This window comes from Modestobacter sp. I12A-02662, from assembly GCF_041028325.1.
GTDB lineage: Bacteria > Actinomycetota > Actinomycetes > Mycobacteriales > Geodermatophilaceae > Modestobacter.
Genome location: NZ_JABGDE010000009.1, coordinates 202,514 through 217,826, shown reverse-complemented (window position 1 = coordinate 217,826; position 15,313 = coordinate 202,514). Strand labels below are relative to the sequence as shown.

The window sequence follows — 15,313 nt, the reverse complement described above, 5'->3', positions numbered from 1 at the left end:
CGTCTCGCACAGCACACTTGTAGCTACAACTATTCCCTTGAGGACGTGACCGTGGACACACCCTGGCTCGACCGACGACAGCTGCGCGCCTGGATCCGCCTCGCCGCGGTGCTGGAGCTGCTGCCGGGCGTGCTGGACGCGCAGCTGCGCCGGGACACCGGGTTGACGCACTTCGACTACTACGTGCTGGCGATGCTCTCCGAGGCGCCCGGCCGGACCCTGCGGATGACCGAGCTGGCCCGGCAGACCAACGCCACGCTGCCCCGCCTCTCGCACGTGGTCAGCCGGCTGGAGGGCCGCGGCCTGGTGGAGCGCTTCCCCTGCCCGGCGGACCGGCGCGCCACCAACGCCCGGCTGACCGGGCCGGGGTGGGGGAAGGTGCAGGAGGCCGCCCCGGGCCACGTGGCCACCGTGCGGCAGCACGTCGTCGATCCGCTCACCGACGAGCAGATCGACCAGCTCGCCGCCATCGGCGACGCCCTGCTGGCCCGGCTGGACCCGTCGGGGACGATGGCCGCGACGTACACCCGGTACGACGAGGGCTGACCGCGGCGTCCCGCCGGGCCCGGCCGTCAGATGTTGGAGCCGTCCGGTGGCACGTCCGGCGGCGCCTCCGCGGCTCCGCCGGTCTCGGCCACCGGCCCGCAGTCCAGGCCCAGCGTGTAGGCGGTCATCGACAGCGAGCCGTACGCGTACCCGTCGACCAGCACGGCGGCCGACTGGTCGCCGGCCGCGCCCGCCAGCCCGGCGAGGTACAGCGCGGGGATGAAGTGGTCCGGCGTGGGCACGGCGGTGCGGTAGTCCGCGTGCGCGTCCAGCGTCGCGAACTCGGTCGGCGCGGTGAGCATGCGCTCCTTGGCGTCCCGGTCGAAGCGCTGCGCCCAGTCGAAGCCGTCGTCCTTCAGCGACCAGTTCATGCCGCGCAGGTTGTGCACGACGTTGCCGCTGGCCACGACCAGCACGCCGCGCTCGCGCAGCGGCGCGAGCCGCGCGCCGAGCTGGAGGTGGTACTCCATGCTCTTGTGGGCGTTGATGCTGAGCTGCACGACCGGGATGGAGGCGTCCGGGAACGCGTGCACGAGCACCGACCAGGTGCCGTGGTCGATGCCCCAGCTGTCGACGTCCCCGCCCACCCACGTCGGGTGGACGACGTCGCTGACCTCCTCGGCGAGCTCCGGCAGACCGGGCGCCGGGTACTGCACGTCGAACAGCTCCTGCGGGAAGCCGTAGAAGTCGTGGATCGTGCGCGGTCGCGGCATCACCGTGACCGCGGTCGCGTTGATGTACCAGTGCGCGCTGACCACCAGGATCGCGCGGGGGCGCGGCACCGCCGCACCGAACGCGCGCCACGCGGACGTGTAGCGGTTCACCTCGAGCGCGTTCATCGGGTTGCCGTGTCCGAAGAAGGCCGCGGGCATCAGCCCCGGCCGGCCGGCGCTGTCCACGCTGCCGCCCACTCCCGCCTGTCAGCCGATCGAGCTGGTCGAGATCCTGTCCGGCTGTCGCCCGGTGCACCAGGGGTGGTGGCGCGGGTGGGGCGCCCGCCTCTTCACCGGCCCGTCCCCGCGACCCGGCTGTGTCCGGGGTGGGTCCCGTGAACCCCGTCGACCCGGACTCGGGCCAGCCCAACGAACGTTGGATCAGGGAGTCCTCCTCGCCCGGGTGGGCCGAGCGAGTCGTCGCGGCCCTGGCCGACTCCGCGGCCATCGCTGCTCGCCATTCCGAGCTGCAGGTCAGGGACATCCGACCTGCGCCGAGTGGAGGGCCGTCGATCATCGAGGTCGTCTACCGCCCCGCAGCCACCGTGGACCGCGTCCGCGGACTGCTGCTCGACGCCTCGGTCCCGCCTCCCGTGGGGGGCGACGAGGACGAGGACCTGGCCGTGGCTCTCGCGAGCTGGGTGATCACCATCGAGTCGCAGTAGCCTCGCGGCAACCGGCGCGACCGCACCGGGGTCGATGAGCACGGTGTCGAGTGGCGCGCCTTCACAGGTGACGCCCGGGACCGGGGCCCGGACGCACGACCGCCCGCCGGGCCGAGTGGCCGGGCGGGCGGTGGTGGGCGGTCCGAGCTGGGGTGTGGGTGCCCCCGGCAGGATTCGAACCTGCGCCCCTGCCTCCGGAGGGCAGTGCTCTATCCCCTGAGCTACGGGGGCTCGTTCCGCGCGGCGCCCCTCGCGAGGTGCCGGGGAGAGACGCTACCAGCCGACCGGCACGCCGCGGCCGGTGGGTCAGGGCCCCGGCAGGGGGGTGCCGCCGCGGGCCCGCAGCATCGACTCCATGGTGGTCGTCTCCGCGGTCTGGGTCTCCGCGATCGAGCGGGACAGCTGCCGGACGGCGGCCAGCTCGGCGTGCTCGGCGCCGTACTCGGCCATCTCCAGCCCGCCCTGGTGGTGCCGGATCACCAGCTGCAGAAACATCACGTCGAACGCCGTCCCGGACAGCGAGCGCAGCGTCGCGAGCTCCTGCTCGGTGGCCATGCCGGGCATCACCGCCCCGTCGGCGCCGTCCATGTGGCTCATGTCGTGACCGGACGTGCCGTCGCTCATCCAGGCCATGACCTCGCCGCTGGTCGGCGGGAGGCCCCACAGCGCCAGCCAGCCCTGCATCCGGCCCACCTGGTTGGTCTGCGTCGAGGAGATGTCGAAGGCCAGCTGCCGGACCTCGGCGTCCGTGCTCCGGTCCAGCGCCAGGTTGGCCATCTCCACCGCCTGCAGGTGGTGCCGGGACATGTCCCGGGCGAAGCCGGCGTCGACCGAGTCGGCCGCGGGCGGCGCGGTGCGCCCGAGTCCCAGCGCGACCGCCAGCCCACCGCCCGCTGCGAGGAGCCCCACGGCGATGACCGCGACCAGCAGCGCGGTCAGCCGGCGGTGCGGACGGCCGGGAGCCGGTCCGGCGGGGCTGTCGGTCGCGGTCATGGTCACCTCGCTGGTGCTCAGGGGGTGGTGCTCTCCGGCTCGGTGGTCGTGTCCGCCGGGGTCTCCGTGGTCGGGGCGTCGGTCGCGGCCGCGTCGGCGCCGCGGCTGGCCTCACCGACGACCAGGGGGTCGCTGATGAAGGTCGGGTTCTCGCAGCTGGCGCCGATCTCGGGGTAGAAGTCGGCGTTGAACGTCATGAAGTCGACGTACTGCTCGACCCGCTCGTCGGTCGCGGAGTCCACGGACAGCTGGTGGTTCCACGACTGCAGGCTGATCGGCGAGCCGAGCCCGGCGTACGGGGCGAGCATCAGCCCGGAGCGGCCGTCGACCAGCTCCTCCAGGGTCGACAGGTCCTCGTCGCTGACGGCGTCGGGGTCGTAGGCGATCCACGTCGCGCCGTGCTCCATGCTGTGCACGGCGTTCTCGTGCCGGATGTCGACGTCGTAGACGGTGCCGGTGCAGTCGGCCCACTCGGGGTCGTGCGGGCCGCCCACCGGCGGGTTCTCGGTGTAGGTGACCGGCGTCGTCACGTGCTCCTGGCCGTTGGCGTACTCGAAGCTCCGGACGTCGGCGATCTGGTCGACCGAGGTGACCTTGTCGGCGTTGGCCCGGTTCACCTGGACGACGGCGTAGGTGAGGATGGCGGCGGCGAAGACGGCGACCGCCACGGCCGCGGCGATCAGGCCCCACGGCCTCTGCGGGGAGACGACGTTGGCCGGCGGGCGGGTGCCGCCCCGCTTCCCGCCCTGCCCGGCGGACCGGCTGGAGCCCGACCCCCCGCGGGGAGCGTCGCGCCGTGCGCGACCCTTCTCGGCCCTGGGGTCCTTGGCCACTGCCTCTCCTCGCTGCGGCGCGCGTGGCGCCCTCGGTACGTGCCGGGCTGGTCCCGTCCTGCGGCAGGGAGTGTAGGTGCGGCACCTGTGCGACCCCGGCCGGCGAGCATCTCGCGACGGGCGGCCGGGGCTCCCGGGGCGGGTGGGGTGAGCGGACGGGGCGCGGGGGCGCACCCGCCGCTCAGTACGCTCGACGGGTGACCCCCGAGCAGTTGCGCGACGTCGTCCGGTCCGCTGTGGCGGCGGCGGTGGCGCGCGGTGCGCTCGCGGTCGACGTCCCCGACGACGTCGTCGTCGAGCGTCCCAAGAACCCCGAGCACGGCGACTACGCCACCAACGTGGCCCTGCGGCTGGCCAAGGCCGCCGGCCGCCCGCCCCGCGAGGTCGCCGAGCTGCTCGCCGCGGAGCTGCGCGCCGCCGAGGGGATCGCGTCGGCCGAGGTGGCCGGCCCCGGCTTCCTCAACGTCGTCCTCGCCAAGGACGCCCTGGGCCAGATCGCCGTCCGCGTGGTCACCGCCGGCGACGCCTACGGCCGCACCGACGTCCTGGCCGGCCAGCGGCTCAACCTGGAGTTCGTGTCGGCCAACCCGACCGGCCCGGTCCACATCGGCGGCACCCGGTGGGCCGCGGTCGGCGACGCCCTCGGCCGGCTCCTGACGGCCAGCGGGGCCGAGGTCACCCGTGAGTACTACTTCAACGACGCCGGCGCGCAGATCGACCGGTTCGCCCGCAGCCTGATGGCCGCCGCGGCGGGGCAGCCGGTGCCCGAGGACGGCTACGCCGGGGCCTACATCGACGACATCGCCGCCGAGGTGGTGGCCGCGGAGCCCGGCGTGCGGGAGCTGCCGGCGGCCGAGCAGCAGGAGCGGTTCCGGATCCGCGGCGTCGACCTCATGTTCGCCGAGATCAAGCGGTCGCTGGCCGAGTTCGGCGTCGTCTTCGACGTCTACTTCAGCGAGCGGACGCTCCACGAGACCGGCGCGCTGGAGAAGGCGATCGCCCGGCTGCGCGAGCAGGGGCACGTGTTCGAGGCGGACGGCGCGGTGTGGCTGCGGACGACGGACTTCGCCGACGACAAGGACCGCGTGCTGGTCAAGAGCGACGGCGAGTACACCTACTTCGCCGCGGACTGCGCGTACTACCTCGACAAGCGGGAGCGCGGCTTCGACAAGGTCGTGATCATGCTGGGCGCCGACCACCACGGCTACATCGGCCGGTACAAGGCGCTGGTGGCCGCCGCCGGGGACGACCCCGACGTGCACCTCGAGATACTCATCGGCCAGCTGGTCAACCTGGTGCGCAACGGCGAGCCGGTGCGGATGAGCAAGCGCGCGGGCACCGTCGTCCTGCTCGAGGACCTGGTCGAGGCCATCGGCGCCGACGCCGCCCGCTACGCGCTGGCCCGGGCCTCGGTCGACCAGCAGATCGACCTGGACCTGGACCTGTGGAGCCGGCGGACCAACGACAACCCGGTCTTCTACGTCCAGTACGCGCACGCCCGGATCTCCTCCGTCCTGCGCAACGCCGCGGAGCTGGGCCTGCCGCTCGGCGACCCGGCCGCGGTCGACACCGGCACCCTGGCGCACCCCCGGGAGGGCGACCTGCTGCGCGCGCTCGGCGAGTTCCCGCGGGCGCTGACCTCGGCGGCCGAGCTCCGGGCCCCGCACCGGGTGGCCCGGTACCTGGAGGAGCTGGCCGGCACCTACCACCGCTTCTACGACTCCTGCCGGGTGCTGCCCCGCGGCGACGAGGAGACGACGTCGCTGCACACCGCCCGGCTGTGGCTGTGCGCGGCGACCGCCACGGTCCTGCGCAACGGGCTCGGTGTGCTCGGCGTGCACGCTCCGGAGCGGATGTGAGGGCCCACCCGGCCGGGCCGCTGCACGGCAGCATCGCGCCGCCGCCGGCCGTCGGGGCCGCACCGGCCGACCTGGGCGGGCTGGACCGGCACGTCTGGCCGCGCACCGCGGAGCGGATCGGCGGCGAGCTGCACCTGGGCGGCCGGCCGGTGACCGAGCTGGCCCGGGCGCACGGCACCCCGCTGTTCGTGCTCGACGAGGCCGACTTCCGCGGCCGGTCCGCGGAGTTCGCGACCGCCTTCGCCGGCGCCGACGTGCACTACGCCTCCAAGGCGTTCCTCTGCGGGCAGGTCGCCCGGTGGGTCGCCGAGGACGGGCTGCACCTGGACGCCTGCAGCGGCAACGAGCTCGCCATCGCGCTGGCCGCCGGCTTCCCGGCCGAGCGGATCGCGTTGCACGGCAACAACAAGTCGCTGGTCGAGCTGCAGCTGGCCGTCGACGCGGGCATCGGCCACGTCGTCCTGGACTCCTTCGACGAGATCGACCGGCTGGTCCCGCTGGCCGCCGCCCGGGTCGCCGCCGGGGGCGGCCCGGTGCCGGTGCTCATCCGGTCGACCGTCGGCATCGAGGCGCACACCCACGAGTTCATCGCCACCGCGCACGAGGACCAGAAGTTCGGCTTCTCGCTGGCCACCGGCGACGCGCTGACCGCCGCCGTCCGGGTCATCCGCGAGCCGGCGCTGCACCTGGCCGGGCTGCACAGCCACATCGGCTCGCAGATCTTCGACACCGCCGGCTTCGAGGCCGCCGCGCACCGGGTCGTCGGCCTGCTCGGGCAGGTCTCCCAGGCCACCGGCGAGCTGCTCGAGGAGCTCAACCTCGGCGGCGGCTTCGGGATCGCCTACCTCTCCGAGGACGACCCGGTGAGCCCGCACGACGTCGCGGAGAGGCTGCGGGCCGTGGTGGCCGCCGAGTGCGCCCAGCTGGGCCTGCCGGTGCCCCGGCTCGCGGTGGAGCCGGGCCGGGCCATCGCCGGACCGGGCACCGTGACCCTGTACGAGATCGGCACGATCAAGCCGGTGCGGCTGGGCTCCAGCGGCACGCCGGGCGCCCCGCTGGTGCGCAACTACGTCTCGGTGGACGGCGGGATGAGCGACAACATCCGCACCGCCCTGTACGACGCCTCCTACACCTGCGTGCTGGCCAACCGGACCTCCGACGCCCCGCCGGCGCTGTGCCGGGTCGTCGGCAAGCACTGCGAGAGCGGGGACGTGCTGGTCCGCGACCTGTGGCTGCCCTCGGACGTGCAGCCCGGCGACCTGCTCGCGGTGGCTGCCACCGGCGCCTACTGCTGGTCGATGGCCAGCAACTACAACTACCTCCTCAAGCCGCCGGTGGTCGCCGTCCGGGACGGCGAGGCGATCGAGGTCGTGCGGCGGCAGACCCTGGCCGACGTGTTCGCCCTCGACGCGGTGCTCGCCGACGTGCCCGCCCCCAGCCCGGCGATCGACCAGCCGGCGCCCGAACACGCTGCAGGAGCCCGGTCATGAGTGACGCCCTGAAGGTGGCCCTCCTGGGCTGCGGAACGGTCGGCAGCGCGGTGCTGCGGCTGCTGTCGGAGCAGTCGGACGACCTGGCCGCCCGCATCGGCCGGCGGGTGGAGGTGGCCGGGGTCGCCGTCCGCCGTCCCGACCACCACCCCGACGTGCCCGCCGACCTGCTCACCACCGACGCGCACGCCCTGGTCACCCGCGACGACGTCGACCTCGTCGTCGAGGTGATCGGCGGCCTGGAGCCCGCCCGCGCGCTGCTGCTAGCGGCGATCGGCGCCGGGAAGTCGGTGGTCAGCGCGAACAAGGCCCTGCTCGCCGAGGACGGCGTCGTGCTGCACGCCGCCGCCACCGAGGCCGGCGTCGACCTGTACTACGAGGCCGCGGTGGCCGGCGCGATCCCGCTGCTGCGCCCGCTGCGCGAGTCGCTGGCCGGCGACCAGCTGCGCCGGGTCGTAGGCATCGTCAACGGGACGACCAACTACATCCTGTCCCGCATGGCCGAGACCGGCGCCGGGTTCGGTGAGGCGCTCGCCGAGGCGACCGAGGCCGGGTACGCCGAGGCCGACCCCACCGCCGACGTCGACGGTTTCGACGCCGCCGCCAAGGCCGCGATCCTGGCGTCGCTGGCCTTCCACACGCCGGTGCGCTCCTCCGACGTGTACCGGGAGGGCATCTCGGCGGTCTCGGCCACCGACGTGGCCCGCGCCGCGGAGATCGGCTGCACGGTGAAGCTGCTGGCCATCTGCGAGCGCGTGCCGAACGGGGACGGCGACTCGGTCGCGGTCCGCGTGCACCCGGCGATGATCCCGACGACGCACCCGCTCGCCGCGGTGGGCGGGGCGTTCAACGCGGTCTTCGTCGAGGCGGAGGCGGCCGGCGAGCTGATGTTCTACGGACAGGGCGCCGGGGGGGAGCCCACCGCCAGCGCCGTCCTCGGCGACCTCGTGGCGGTGGCCCGCAACCGGCTGGCCGGCGTCGCCGGGCCGGGGACGACGGGGTACGCGGGGCTGCCGATCCGGCCGATGGCCGAGACCCCGACCCGGTACCACGTCAGCCTCGACGTCGCCGACAAGCCGGGCGTGCTTGCCACGGTCGCGCACGAGTTCGCCGCCCAGGGGGTCAGCATCGCCACCGTCCGCCAGGACGGGCACGGCGACGCGGCGACGCTGGTCATCGTGACCCACCGCGCGCCCGACGTCGCGCTGGCGGCGACCGTCGACCGGCTCCGGGAGATGCCCGCCGTGCGGGGTGTGACCAGCGTGCTGCGTGTGGAGGGGTTGTCGGAGTGAGCACTGGAACGCCCACGGGACTGCGCGGGGCGATCTCGCCCTACTGGCCCGGTCTCATCGAGGCCTACCGGCACCGGCTGCCGGTCTCCGACACCACCCCGGTGGTCACCCTCCAGGAGGGCGCCACCCCGCTGGTGCCCGCCGCGGAGCTGTCCCGGCGCACCGGCTGCGAGGTGTACCTGAAGGTCGAGGGGGCCAACCCGACCGGGTCCTTCAAGGACCGCGGGATGACCATGGCGATCACCAAGGCGCTGGAGGACGGCGCGCAGGCGGTCATCTGCGCCTCCACCGGCAACACCAGCGCCAGCGCCGCCGCCTACGCTGCGCGCGCCGGGCTGGTCTGCGCCGTCCTGGTGCCGCAGGGCAAGATCGCCACCGGCAAGCTGGCCCAGGCGCTGGTGCACGGCGCCAAGCTGCTGCAGGTCGAGGGCAACTTCGACGACTGCCTCGCGCTGGCCAGCAAGCTCGCCATCGACTACCCGGTGAGCCTGGTGAACAGCGTCAACCAGTTCCGGATCGAGGGCCAGAAGACGGCGTCGTTCGAGATCGTCGACGTCCTCGGCGACGCCCCCGACGTCCACTGCCTGCCGGTCGGCAACGCCGGCAACATCACCGCCTACTGGCAGGGCTACCGCGAGTACGCCGCCGACGGCCCGGCCACCCGCACCCCGCGGATGTGGGGCTTCCAGGCCGCGGGCGCGGCGCCGATCGTCACCGGCAAGGTCGTCGAGCAGCCCAGCACCATCGCCACCGCCATCCGGATCGGCAACCCCGCGTCCTGGACCAAGGCGCTCGCGGCCCGGGACGAGTCCGGCGGCCGCATCGACGCGGTGACCGACCGGGCGATCCTCGCCGCCTACCGGCTGCTCGCCCGCAGCGAGGCCGTCTTCGTCGAGCCGGCGTCGGCGGCGTCGGTCGCCGGGCTGCTGCAGGTCGCCGAGGCCGGTGGCCTCGAGCAGGGCCAGCGGGTGGTGTGCACGGTCACCGGCAACGGCCTCAAGGACCCCGAGTGGGCCATCTCCGGTGCCCCGGCCCCGGTCACGATCCCGGTCGACGCCGCCGCGGCCGCCGCCCAGCTCGGTCTCTGACGGTGGGCGACCCCGGCCGGGCAGTGCGGATCCGCGTCCCGGCGACCAGCGCGAACCTCGGGCCGGCGTTCGACTCGGCGGGCCTCGCGCTGACCTGCTGGGACGAGCTCGAGGTCGCCGTGGCCGACGAGCTGTCGGTCGAGGTCGCCGGCGAGGGGGCGGACTCGCTGCCCACCGACGGGTCGCACCTCGTCGTGCAGGCGTTCCGGGCCGCCTGCGACGAGCTCGGGTGGCACCCCGCGGGGCTGCGGCTCTCCGCGCGCAACGGCATCCCGCAGGGCCGGGGGATGGGCTCGTCGGCCGCCGCGGTGACCGCGGGGGTGCTCGCCGCCTGGGCGCTGTGCCCCGAGGTCGAGACCGTCGACCGGGCGGCCGTGCTGCGGCTGTGCTCGGAGCTGGAGGGCCATCCGGACAACGTGGCGCCGTGCCTGCTGGGTGGCGCGACCCTGTCCTGGACCACCGGTGCCGGTGCCCGCGCGGTGCGGCTGGACGTCGACCCGCGCCTGGTCCCGGTGCTGTTCGTGCCGGGGGCCACCCTGTCGACCTCCGTGGCGCGCGGCCTGCTGCCCGACGTCGTCCCGCACGCGGACGCCGCGCACGCCGCCGGCCGGGCCGCGCTGCTGGTGCACGCGCTGACCGCCGACCCCGCCCTGCTGCTGGACGCCACCGAGGACCGGCTGCACCAGGCCCAGCGGGCGCCCGCGATGCCCGACAGCGCGGCGTTGCTCGCCCGGCTGCGCGCCGACGGCCACGCCGCCGTCGTCTCGGGGGCGGGCCCGTGCGTGCTCGTGCTGGCCGGTGGCGACCCCGCGGGGACGGCCGCGTACACCCCGGAGGGGTGGCGTCGTCTCACCCTCTCGGTGGACGTCGACGGCGCGGTCGTCACAGCCGCGTGACGTGCGGTACGGTTGTGAGGTCCAGGAACACACTGGTGGCAGCCGGTGTTGTGGCCGATGTCGACCTGCATCTAGGCTGACGACGTAGCCGCCCTCGGGCGCGCCTCACGCGGGACGTAGCAGACGAACGATCCCCTTCGATGATCGTCTCCCTGACCCTCGCCCCGCATCCACAGACCCGATGTCCCGTCATGGACGACACGAGCCGCTGGGCTCCTCCCGTCCGGGACCGGGTCACCTCCTGCGCTGATGGGCGCAGGCCACCGCAGGGAAGGACCTGTACGTGAGCGAGACCACCGACCTCGTCGAGGGCGAGCGCACCGCCGCCCCGTCCGACGAGGCAGCTGCCGGCACCGGGACGGCCCCCCGTACCCGCCGCCGTGGCAGCGGACTGTCCGGGATGCTGCTGCCCGAGCTGCAGCGCCTGGCCGGTGAGCTGGGCATCCCCGGTACCACCAAGATGCGCAAGAGCGACCTGATCGCCGCCATCTCCGAGCGGCAGGTGGGCGGATCCGCTCCGGCCGCCACCGTGCCCGCCCCCCGCGCCGACTCCGTCGCCCCCACCGGTGGCGCGGTCACCGCGGCTGCTCCGCTGGAGGCCCCGGTCAGCGGCGGCGCCAACGGCGGGCCGATCACCACCCCCGACGCCGACGCCGGCGAGGCGGCCTCCACCGGGCGCCGTCGCCGCGGGGCAAGCCGCCCCGCCGGTGCGCCGACCGCCGAGGCCGGCGCTCCCGCCGAGCCAGCTCCCGCCGAGGCCGGCCCCGCGCAGACCGCGGCCCGCGGCAGCGCGGTCGAGGACACCACCGAGACCCCGGCCGCCGAGGCTGCTCCCCAGGCCCCGCCGGCCGACGCGCCCGCCGAGGCCGACCGCCCGCAGCGCGGCAGCCGCAACCGGGACCGCAACCGCGGCGACCGGGACGGCGGCGAGCGCGAGTCCACCCGCGAGGACCGCGGCCCCCGGGAGGACCGCGACGAGCGCAGCGGCCGCACCCGCACCGAGAACCGGGACCGCACGGACAACCGGGACCGCACCGACAACCGGGACCGCACCGACAACCGGGACCGCACCGACGGCGACGGGAACCGCGACAACGGCGCCCGCGGCGACGGCAACCGGGGCGACCGCACCGGTCGCAACCGGAACGAGCGCAACGACCGCACCGAGCAGCGGGACGGCGGTCGCACCGACCGCAACGAGCCCCGCAACGACGAGGACGACGACGACTTCGAGGGCAGCGGCCGCCGCCGCGGCCGTCGCTACCGGGACCGCAACCGCCGCGGCCAGACCGGTCCCGCGCGCGACCGGTTCGACCAGGGTGAGCCGACGGTCACCGAGGACGACGTCCTGCTGCCGGTCGCCGGGATCCTGGACGTGCTGGACAACTACGCGTTCGTCCGCACCTCGGGGTACCTCACCGGCCCGAACGACGTCTACGTGTCGCTGTCCCAGGTGCGCCGCTACGGCCTGCGCCGCGGCGACGCGATCACCGGCGCCGTCCGGCAGCCCCGCGACGGCGAGCGCAAGGACAAGTACAACGCGCTCGTCCGGCTCGACTCGGTCAACGGCCTGGACCCCGAGCAGGCCCGCAACCGGCCCGAGTTCACCAAGCTGACGCCGCTCTACCCGCAGGAGCGCCTGCGGCTGGAGACCGAGCCGCACCAGCTGACCACCCGGGTCATCGACCTGGTCATGCCGATCGGCAAGGGGCAGCGCGCCCTCATCGTCTCGCCGCCCAAGGCCGGCAAGACGATGGTGCTCCAGGCGATCGCCAACGCGATCACCACGAACAACCCCGAGTGCCACCTCATGGTCGTCCTCGTCGACGAGCGGCCCGAGGAGGTCACCGACATGCAGCGCTCGGTGAAGGGCGAGGTCATCGCCTCGACCTTCGACCGGCCGCCGTCGGACCACACCACGGTCGCGGAGCTGTCCATCGAGCGGGCCAAGCGCCTGGTCGAGATGGGCCACGACGTCGTCGTCCTGCTGGACTCGATCACCCGCCTGGGCCGCGCCTACAACCTGGCCGCCCCGGCCAGCGGGCGCATCCTCTCCGGTGGTGTCGACTCCACGGCGCTGTACCCGCCCAAGCGCTTCCTCGGCGCCGCCCGCAACATCGAGAACGGCGGCTCGCTGACCATCCTCGCCTCGGCGCTGGTCGAGACCGGCTCGACGATGGACACGGTCATCTTCGAGGAGTTCAAGGGCACCGGTAACGCGGAGATCAAGCTCGACCGGCGGCTGGCCGACAAGCGGGTCTTCCCGGCGGTCGACGTCAACGCCTCGGGCACCCGCAAGGAGGAGATCCTCCTCGCGCCCGACGAGCTGGCGATCGTGATCAAGCTGCGCCGGGTGCTCTCCGCCCTGGAGCCCCAGCAGGCGCTGGAGCTGCTGCTCGACCGCATGCGGAAGACCCGCAACAACATCGAGTTCCTCATGCAGATCCAGAAGACGACGCTCGGCGTCGGCGAGAAGGATTAAGGACCCCCTTGCCCCCCGCCCCCCGCAGGCTCGGGGCGGGACCCTGCAAGGGGGCCACCACGGCCCGCCGGTATCCCGTCTGGGAGACTGGCGGACCGTGCCCGTCGCCGCCGGGGAATACCCCGGCCGTGGCGACGTTCGAACCAGCGGACCGACCAGACCAGAGAGAGGGTGACCGGCATGAAGGCCGACATCCACCCGCACTACGACGTCACCACCGTGACGTGCGGTTGCGGCAACACGTTCACCACGCGCAGCACGGTGCCCAGCGGTCAGCTGACCGTCGAGACCTGTTCCGCCTGCCACCCCTTCTACACGGGCAAGCAGCGGATCCTGGACACCGGCGGCCGCGTCGCCCGCTTCGAGAAGCGGTTCGGCAAGCGCAACGCCGGCGCCGCCAAGTAGCTCGTCCGACGGCGCCCGCGCCGCCCTCCGGGGTGGTGCGGGCGCCGTCGTCATGTCCGGCGACGGATCGGTCGCCAGTACCGCTGGGAAGGCGGGGATCTCCACGTGAGCAGCACAGACGCCGGGGGCGACCGGCTCGCCGGCCTGCTCGCCGAGCACGCCGAGCTGGAGGCCACCCTCGCCGACCCGGCGGTGCACACCGACACCGGCCGGGCCCGCCGGCTGGGACGGCGGTACGCCCAGCTCGCGCCGGTGGTGGAGACCGCCCGGGCGCTCGACGCCGCCCGCGACGACCTGGCCGCCGCCCGCGAGCTGGCCGGGGAGGACGCCTCCTTCGCCGCGGAGGCCGAGCAGCTCGAGCAGCAGGTCGAGGGGCTGACCGGACGGCTCACCGAGCAGCTGCTGCCCAAGGACCCCGACGACGACAAGGACGTCATCCTCGAGATCAAGGCCGGGGAGGGCGGCGCCGAGTCGGCGCTGTTCGCCGGCGACCTGCTGCGGATGTACCTGCGGTACGCCGAGCGGCGGGGCTGGGCGACCGAGGTGCTCGACGCGGTCGACGCCGAGCTCGGCGGCTACAAGGACGTCGCGATCGCGGTGAAGGCACGCGGCGACGAGGGCATCTGGTCGCGGCTGAAGTTCGAGGGCGGCGTGCACCGCGTGCAGCGCGTGCCGGTCACCGAGTCGCAGGGCCGGATCCACACCTCCGCCGTGGGGGTGCTGGTGCTGCCGGAGGCGGAGGAGGTCGACGTCACCGTCGACCCCAACGACCTGCGGATCGACGTCTTCCGCTCCTCCGGGCCCGGTGGGCAGAGCGTGAACACCACCGACTCCGCCGTCCGGATCACCCACCTCCCCAGCGGGATCGTGGTCAGCTCGCAGAACGAGAAGAGCCAGCTGCAGAACCGCGAGTCGGCGCTGCGGGTGCTCCGCTCCCGGCTGCTGGCCGCGGCCCGCGACGAGGCCGCCGCCGCGGCCAGCGACGCCCGGCGCAGCCAGGTGCGCACCGTCGACCGCAGCGAGCGGGTGCGCACGTACAACTTCCCGGAGAACCGGATCTCCGACCACCGGGTGGGCTTCAAGGCGCACAACCTGGACCAGGTGCTGGACGGCGACCTCGACCCGGTGATCGACGCGCTCACCGCGGCGCACACCGCCGAGCTGCTGGCGGAGGGCTCCTGAGCGCCCGCCGGCTGCTGGCCGACGCCGCCCGCCGGCTCGCCGACGCCGGGGTCGAGTCACCCCGGGTGGACGCCGAGCTGCTGCTCGCCGCCGTCCTCGGGGTGTCCCGGGCCGGGCTGCTGACCGCCGGCGAGGTGCCCGCGGACGTCGCGCACCGGTTCGCCGGTCTGCTGGAGCAGCGGGCCGCCCGGGTGCCACTGCAGCACCTGACCGGGACGGCGCCCTTCCGCCACCTCAAGCTGGCCGTCGGCCCCGGGGTGTTCGTGCCCCGCCCGGAGACCGAGCTGATCGCCGGCTGGGTGCTGGACCGGATCGCCGGGCTCGAGGCCCCCACCGTCGTCGACCTGGGCAGCGGATCCGGCGCCATCGCCCTCTCGGTGGCGCACGAGCACCCCGGTGCCCGGGTCGTCGCGGTCGAGCGGGACGCCGGGGCGATCGAGTGGACCCGGCACAACGCGGCGGCCCGGGCGGCGGCGGGGGACACCCCGGTCGACGTCCGGCCGGGGGACATGACCGACCCGGGGCTGCTGTCCGAGCTGGACGGCACGGTCGACGTCGTGGTCTCCAACCCCCCGTACGTGCCCGAGGGCGCCCGGCTGCCGCGGGAGGTCGCCGACCACGACCCGCCGCTGGCCCTGTGGGGCGGCCCGGACGGGCTCGACGTCGTGCGCGGGCTGGTGCGGACCGCGGCGCGGCTGCTGCGTCCCGGCGGCTGGCTGGGCATCGAGCACGCCGACCAGCAGGGCGGCTCGCTGCCGGCGCTGGTGCGGTCCGCCGGTGGCTGGGCCGAGGTCGCCGACCACCCCGACCTGGCCGGCCGCCCCCGGTACACCACCGCCCGGCTGGACCGGCAGTGACAGACTCCGGTC

General features: G+C 74.6%; 14 protein-coding genes and 1 tRNA gene. 11 read left to right on the top strand and 4 right to left on the bottom strand.

The genetic code is table 11. The features are described 5' to 3' along the window. Positions 1-51 precede the first annotated feature (51 nt). On the top strand, positions 52-546 hold the full coding sequence (locus HL189_RS15270) for a MarR family winged helix-turn-helix transcriptional regulator (protein WP_369134557.1): 495 nt from the start codon (positions 52-54) through the stop codon (positions 544-546). Between the two features lie 26 nt (positions 547-572). On the opposite strand, the gene ygiD is transcribed toward HL189_RS15270, so the two are convergent. Beyond that, positions 573-1,445, bottom strand: coding sequence for a 4,5-DOPA dioxygenase extradiol (gene ygiD, locus HL189_RS15265; protein WP_369134556.1), 873 nt, complete (start codon positions 1,443-1,445; stop codon positions 573-575). Between the two features lie 149 nt (positions 1,446-1,594). Between ygiD and HL189_RS15260 the strand changes: the two genes are divergently transcribed. After that, complete coding sequence (locus HL189_RS15260; protein ID WP_369134555.1) at positions 1,595-1,924, top strand: hypothetical protein; 330 nt, start codon at positions 1,595-1,597, stop codon at positions 1,922-1,924. Between the two features lie 159 nt (positions 1,925-2,083). Here HL189_RS15260 and HL189_RS15255 read toward each other — a convergent pair. The 3 genes from HL189_RS15255 to HL189_RS15245 all read right to left on the bottom strand — a co-directional run bounded on the left by HL189_RS15255 (position 2,084) and on the right by HL189_RS15245 (position 3,750). Continuing rightward, positions 2,084-2,155, bottom strand: a tRNA-Arg gene (locus HL189_RS15255). A gap of 75 nt (positions 2,156-2,230) precedes the next feature. Continuing rightward, positions 2,231-2,917, bottom strand: a complete 687-nt coding sequence (locus HL189_RS15250; RefSeq protein ID WP_369134554.1) for a DUF305 domain-containing protein — start codon at positions 2,915-2,917, stop codon at positions 2,231-2,233. Between the two features lie 17 nt (positions 2,918-2,934). Next, positions 2,935-3,750: a DUF3105 domain-containing protein gene (locus HL189_RS15245; protein ID WP_369134553.1), complete on the bottom strand. Its 816-nt coding sequence runs from the start codon at positions 3,748-3,750 to the stop codon at positions 2,935-2,937. A 197-nt stretch (positions 3,751-3,947) separates the two neighbouring features. Between HL189_RS15245 and argS the strand changes: the two genes are divergently transcribed. From argS to prmC, 9 genes are all read left to right on the top strand, one after another. Beyond that, positions 3,948-5,609: an arginine--tRNA ligase gene (gene argS, locus HL189_RS15240; protein ID WP_369134552.1), complete on the top strand. Its 1,662-nt coding sequence runs from the start codon at positions 3,948-3,950 to the stop codon at positions 5,607-5,609. Further along, positions 5,606-7,099 (top strand): diaminopimelate decarboxylase, encoded by a 1,494-nt coding sequence (lysA, locus tag HL189_RS15235; RefSeq protein WP_369134551.1) that lies wholly within the window; start codon positions 5,606-5,608, stop codon positions 7,097-7,099. Before argS ends, lysA begins: the two co-directional genes overlap by 4 nt. Next, on the top strand, positions 7,096-8,391 hold the full coding sequence (locus HL189_RS15230; protein WP_369134550.1) for a homoserine dehydrogenase: 1,296 nt from the start codon (positions 7,096-7,098) through the stop codon (positions 8,389-8,391). The genes lysA and HL189_RS15230 overlap by 4 nt, the downstream gene beginning before the upstream one ends. Further along, positions 8,388-9,479 carry a threonine synthase gene (gene thrC, locus HL189_RS15225; protein ID WP_369134549.1) on the top strand — a complete coding sequence of 364 codons (1,092 nt, stop codon included), beginning with the start codon at positions 8,388-8,390 and terminating at the stop codon, positions 9,477-9,479. Before HL189_RS15230 ends, thrC begins: the two co-directional genes overlap by 4 nt. Before the next feature lie 2 nt (positions 9,480-9,481). After that, the gene (gene thrB, locus HL189_RS15220; RefSeq protein WP_369134548.1) at positions 9,482-10,375 is read left to right on the top strand and encodes a homoserine kinase; all 894 of its coding nucleotides are present in this window, start codon (positions 9,482-9,484) and stop codon (positions 10,373-10,375) included. A gap of 283 nt (positions 10,376-10,658) precedes the next feature. Then, positions 10,659-12,857, top strand: coding sequence for a transcription termination factor Rho (gene rho, locus HL189_RS15215; RefSeq protein WP_369134547.1), 2,199 nt, complete (start codon positions 10,659-10,661; stop codon positions 12,855-12,857). Between the two features lie 180 nt (positions 12,858-13,037). Next, entirely contained in the window at positions 13,038-13,262 is a 225-nt protein-coding gene (gene rpmE, locus HL189_RS15210) for a 50S ribosomal protein L31 (protein ID WP_369134546.1), read from the top strand. Positions 13,263-13,367: 105 nt separating this feature from the next. Continuing rightward, on the top strand, positions 13,368-14,444 hold the full coding sequence (gene prfA / locus HL189_RS15205; RefSeq protein WP_369134545.1) for a peptide chain release factor 1: 1,077 nt from the start codon (positions 13,368-13,370) through the stop codon (positions 14,442-14,444). Next, positions 14,441-15,301 carry a peptide chain release factor N(5)-glutamine methyltransferase gene (prmC, locus tag HL189_RS15200; RefSeq protein ID WP_369134605.1) on the top strand — a complete coding sequence of 287 codons (861 nt, stop codon included), beginning with the start codon at positions 14,441-14,443 and terminating at the stop codon, positions 15,299-15,301. Before prfA ends, prmC begins: the two co-directional genes overlap by 4 nt. Positions 15,302-15,313: the final 12 nt, after the last annotated feature.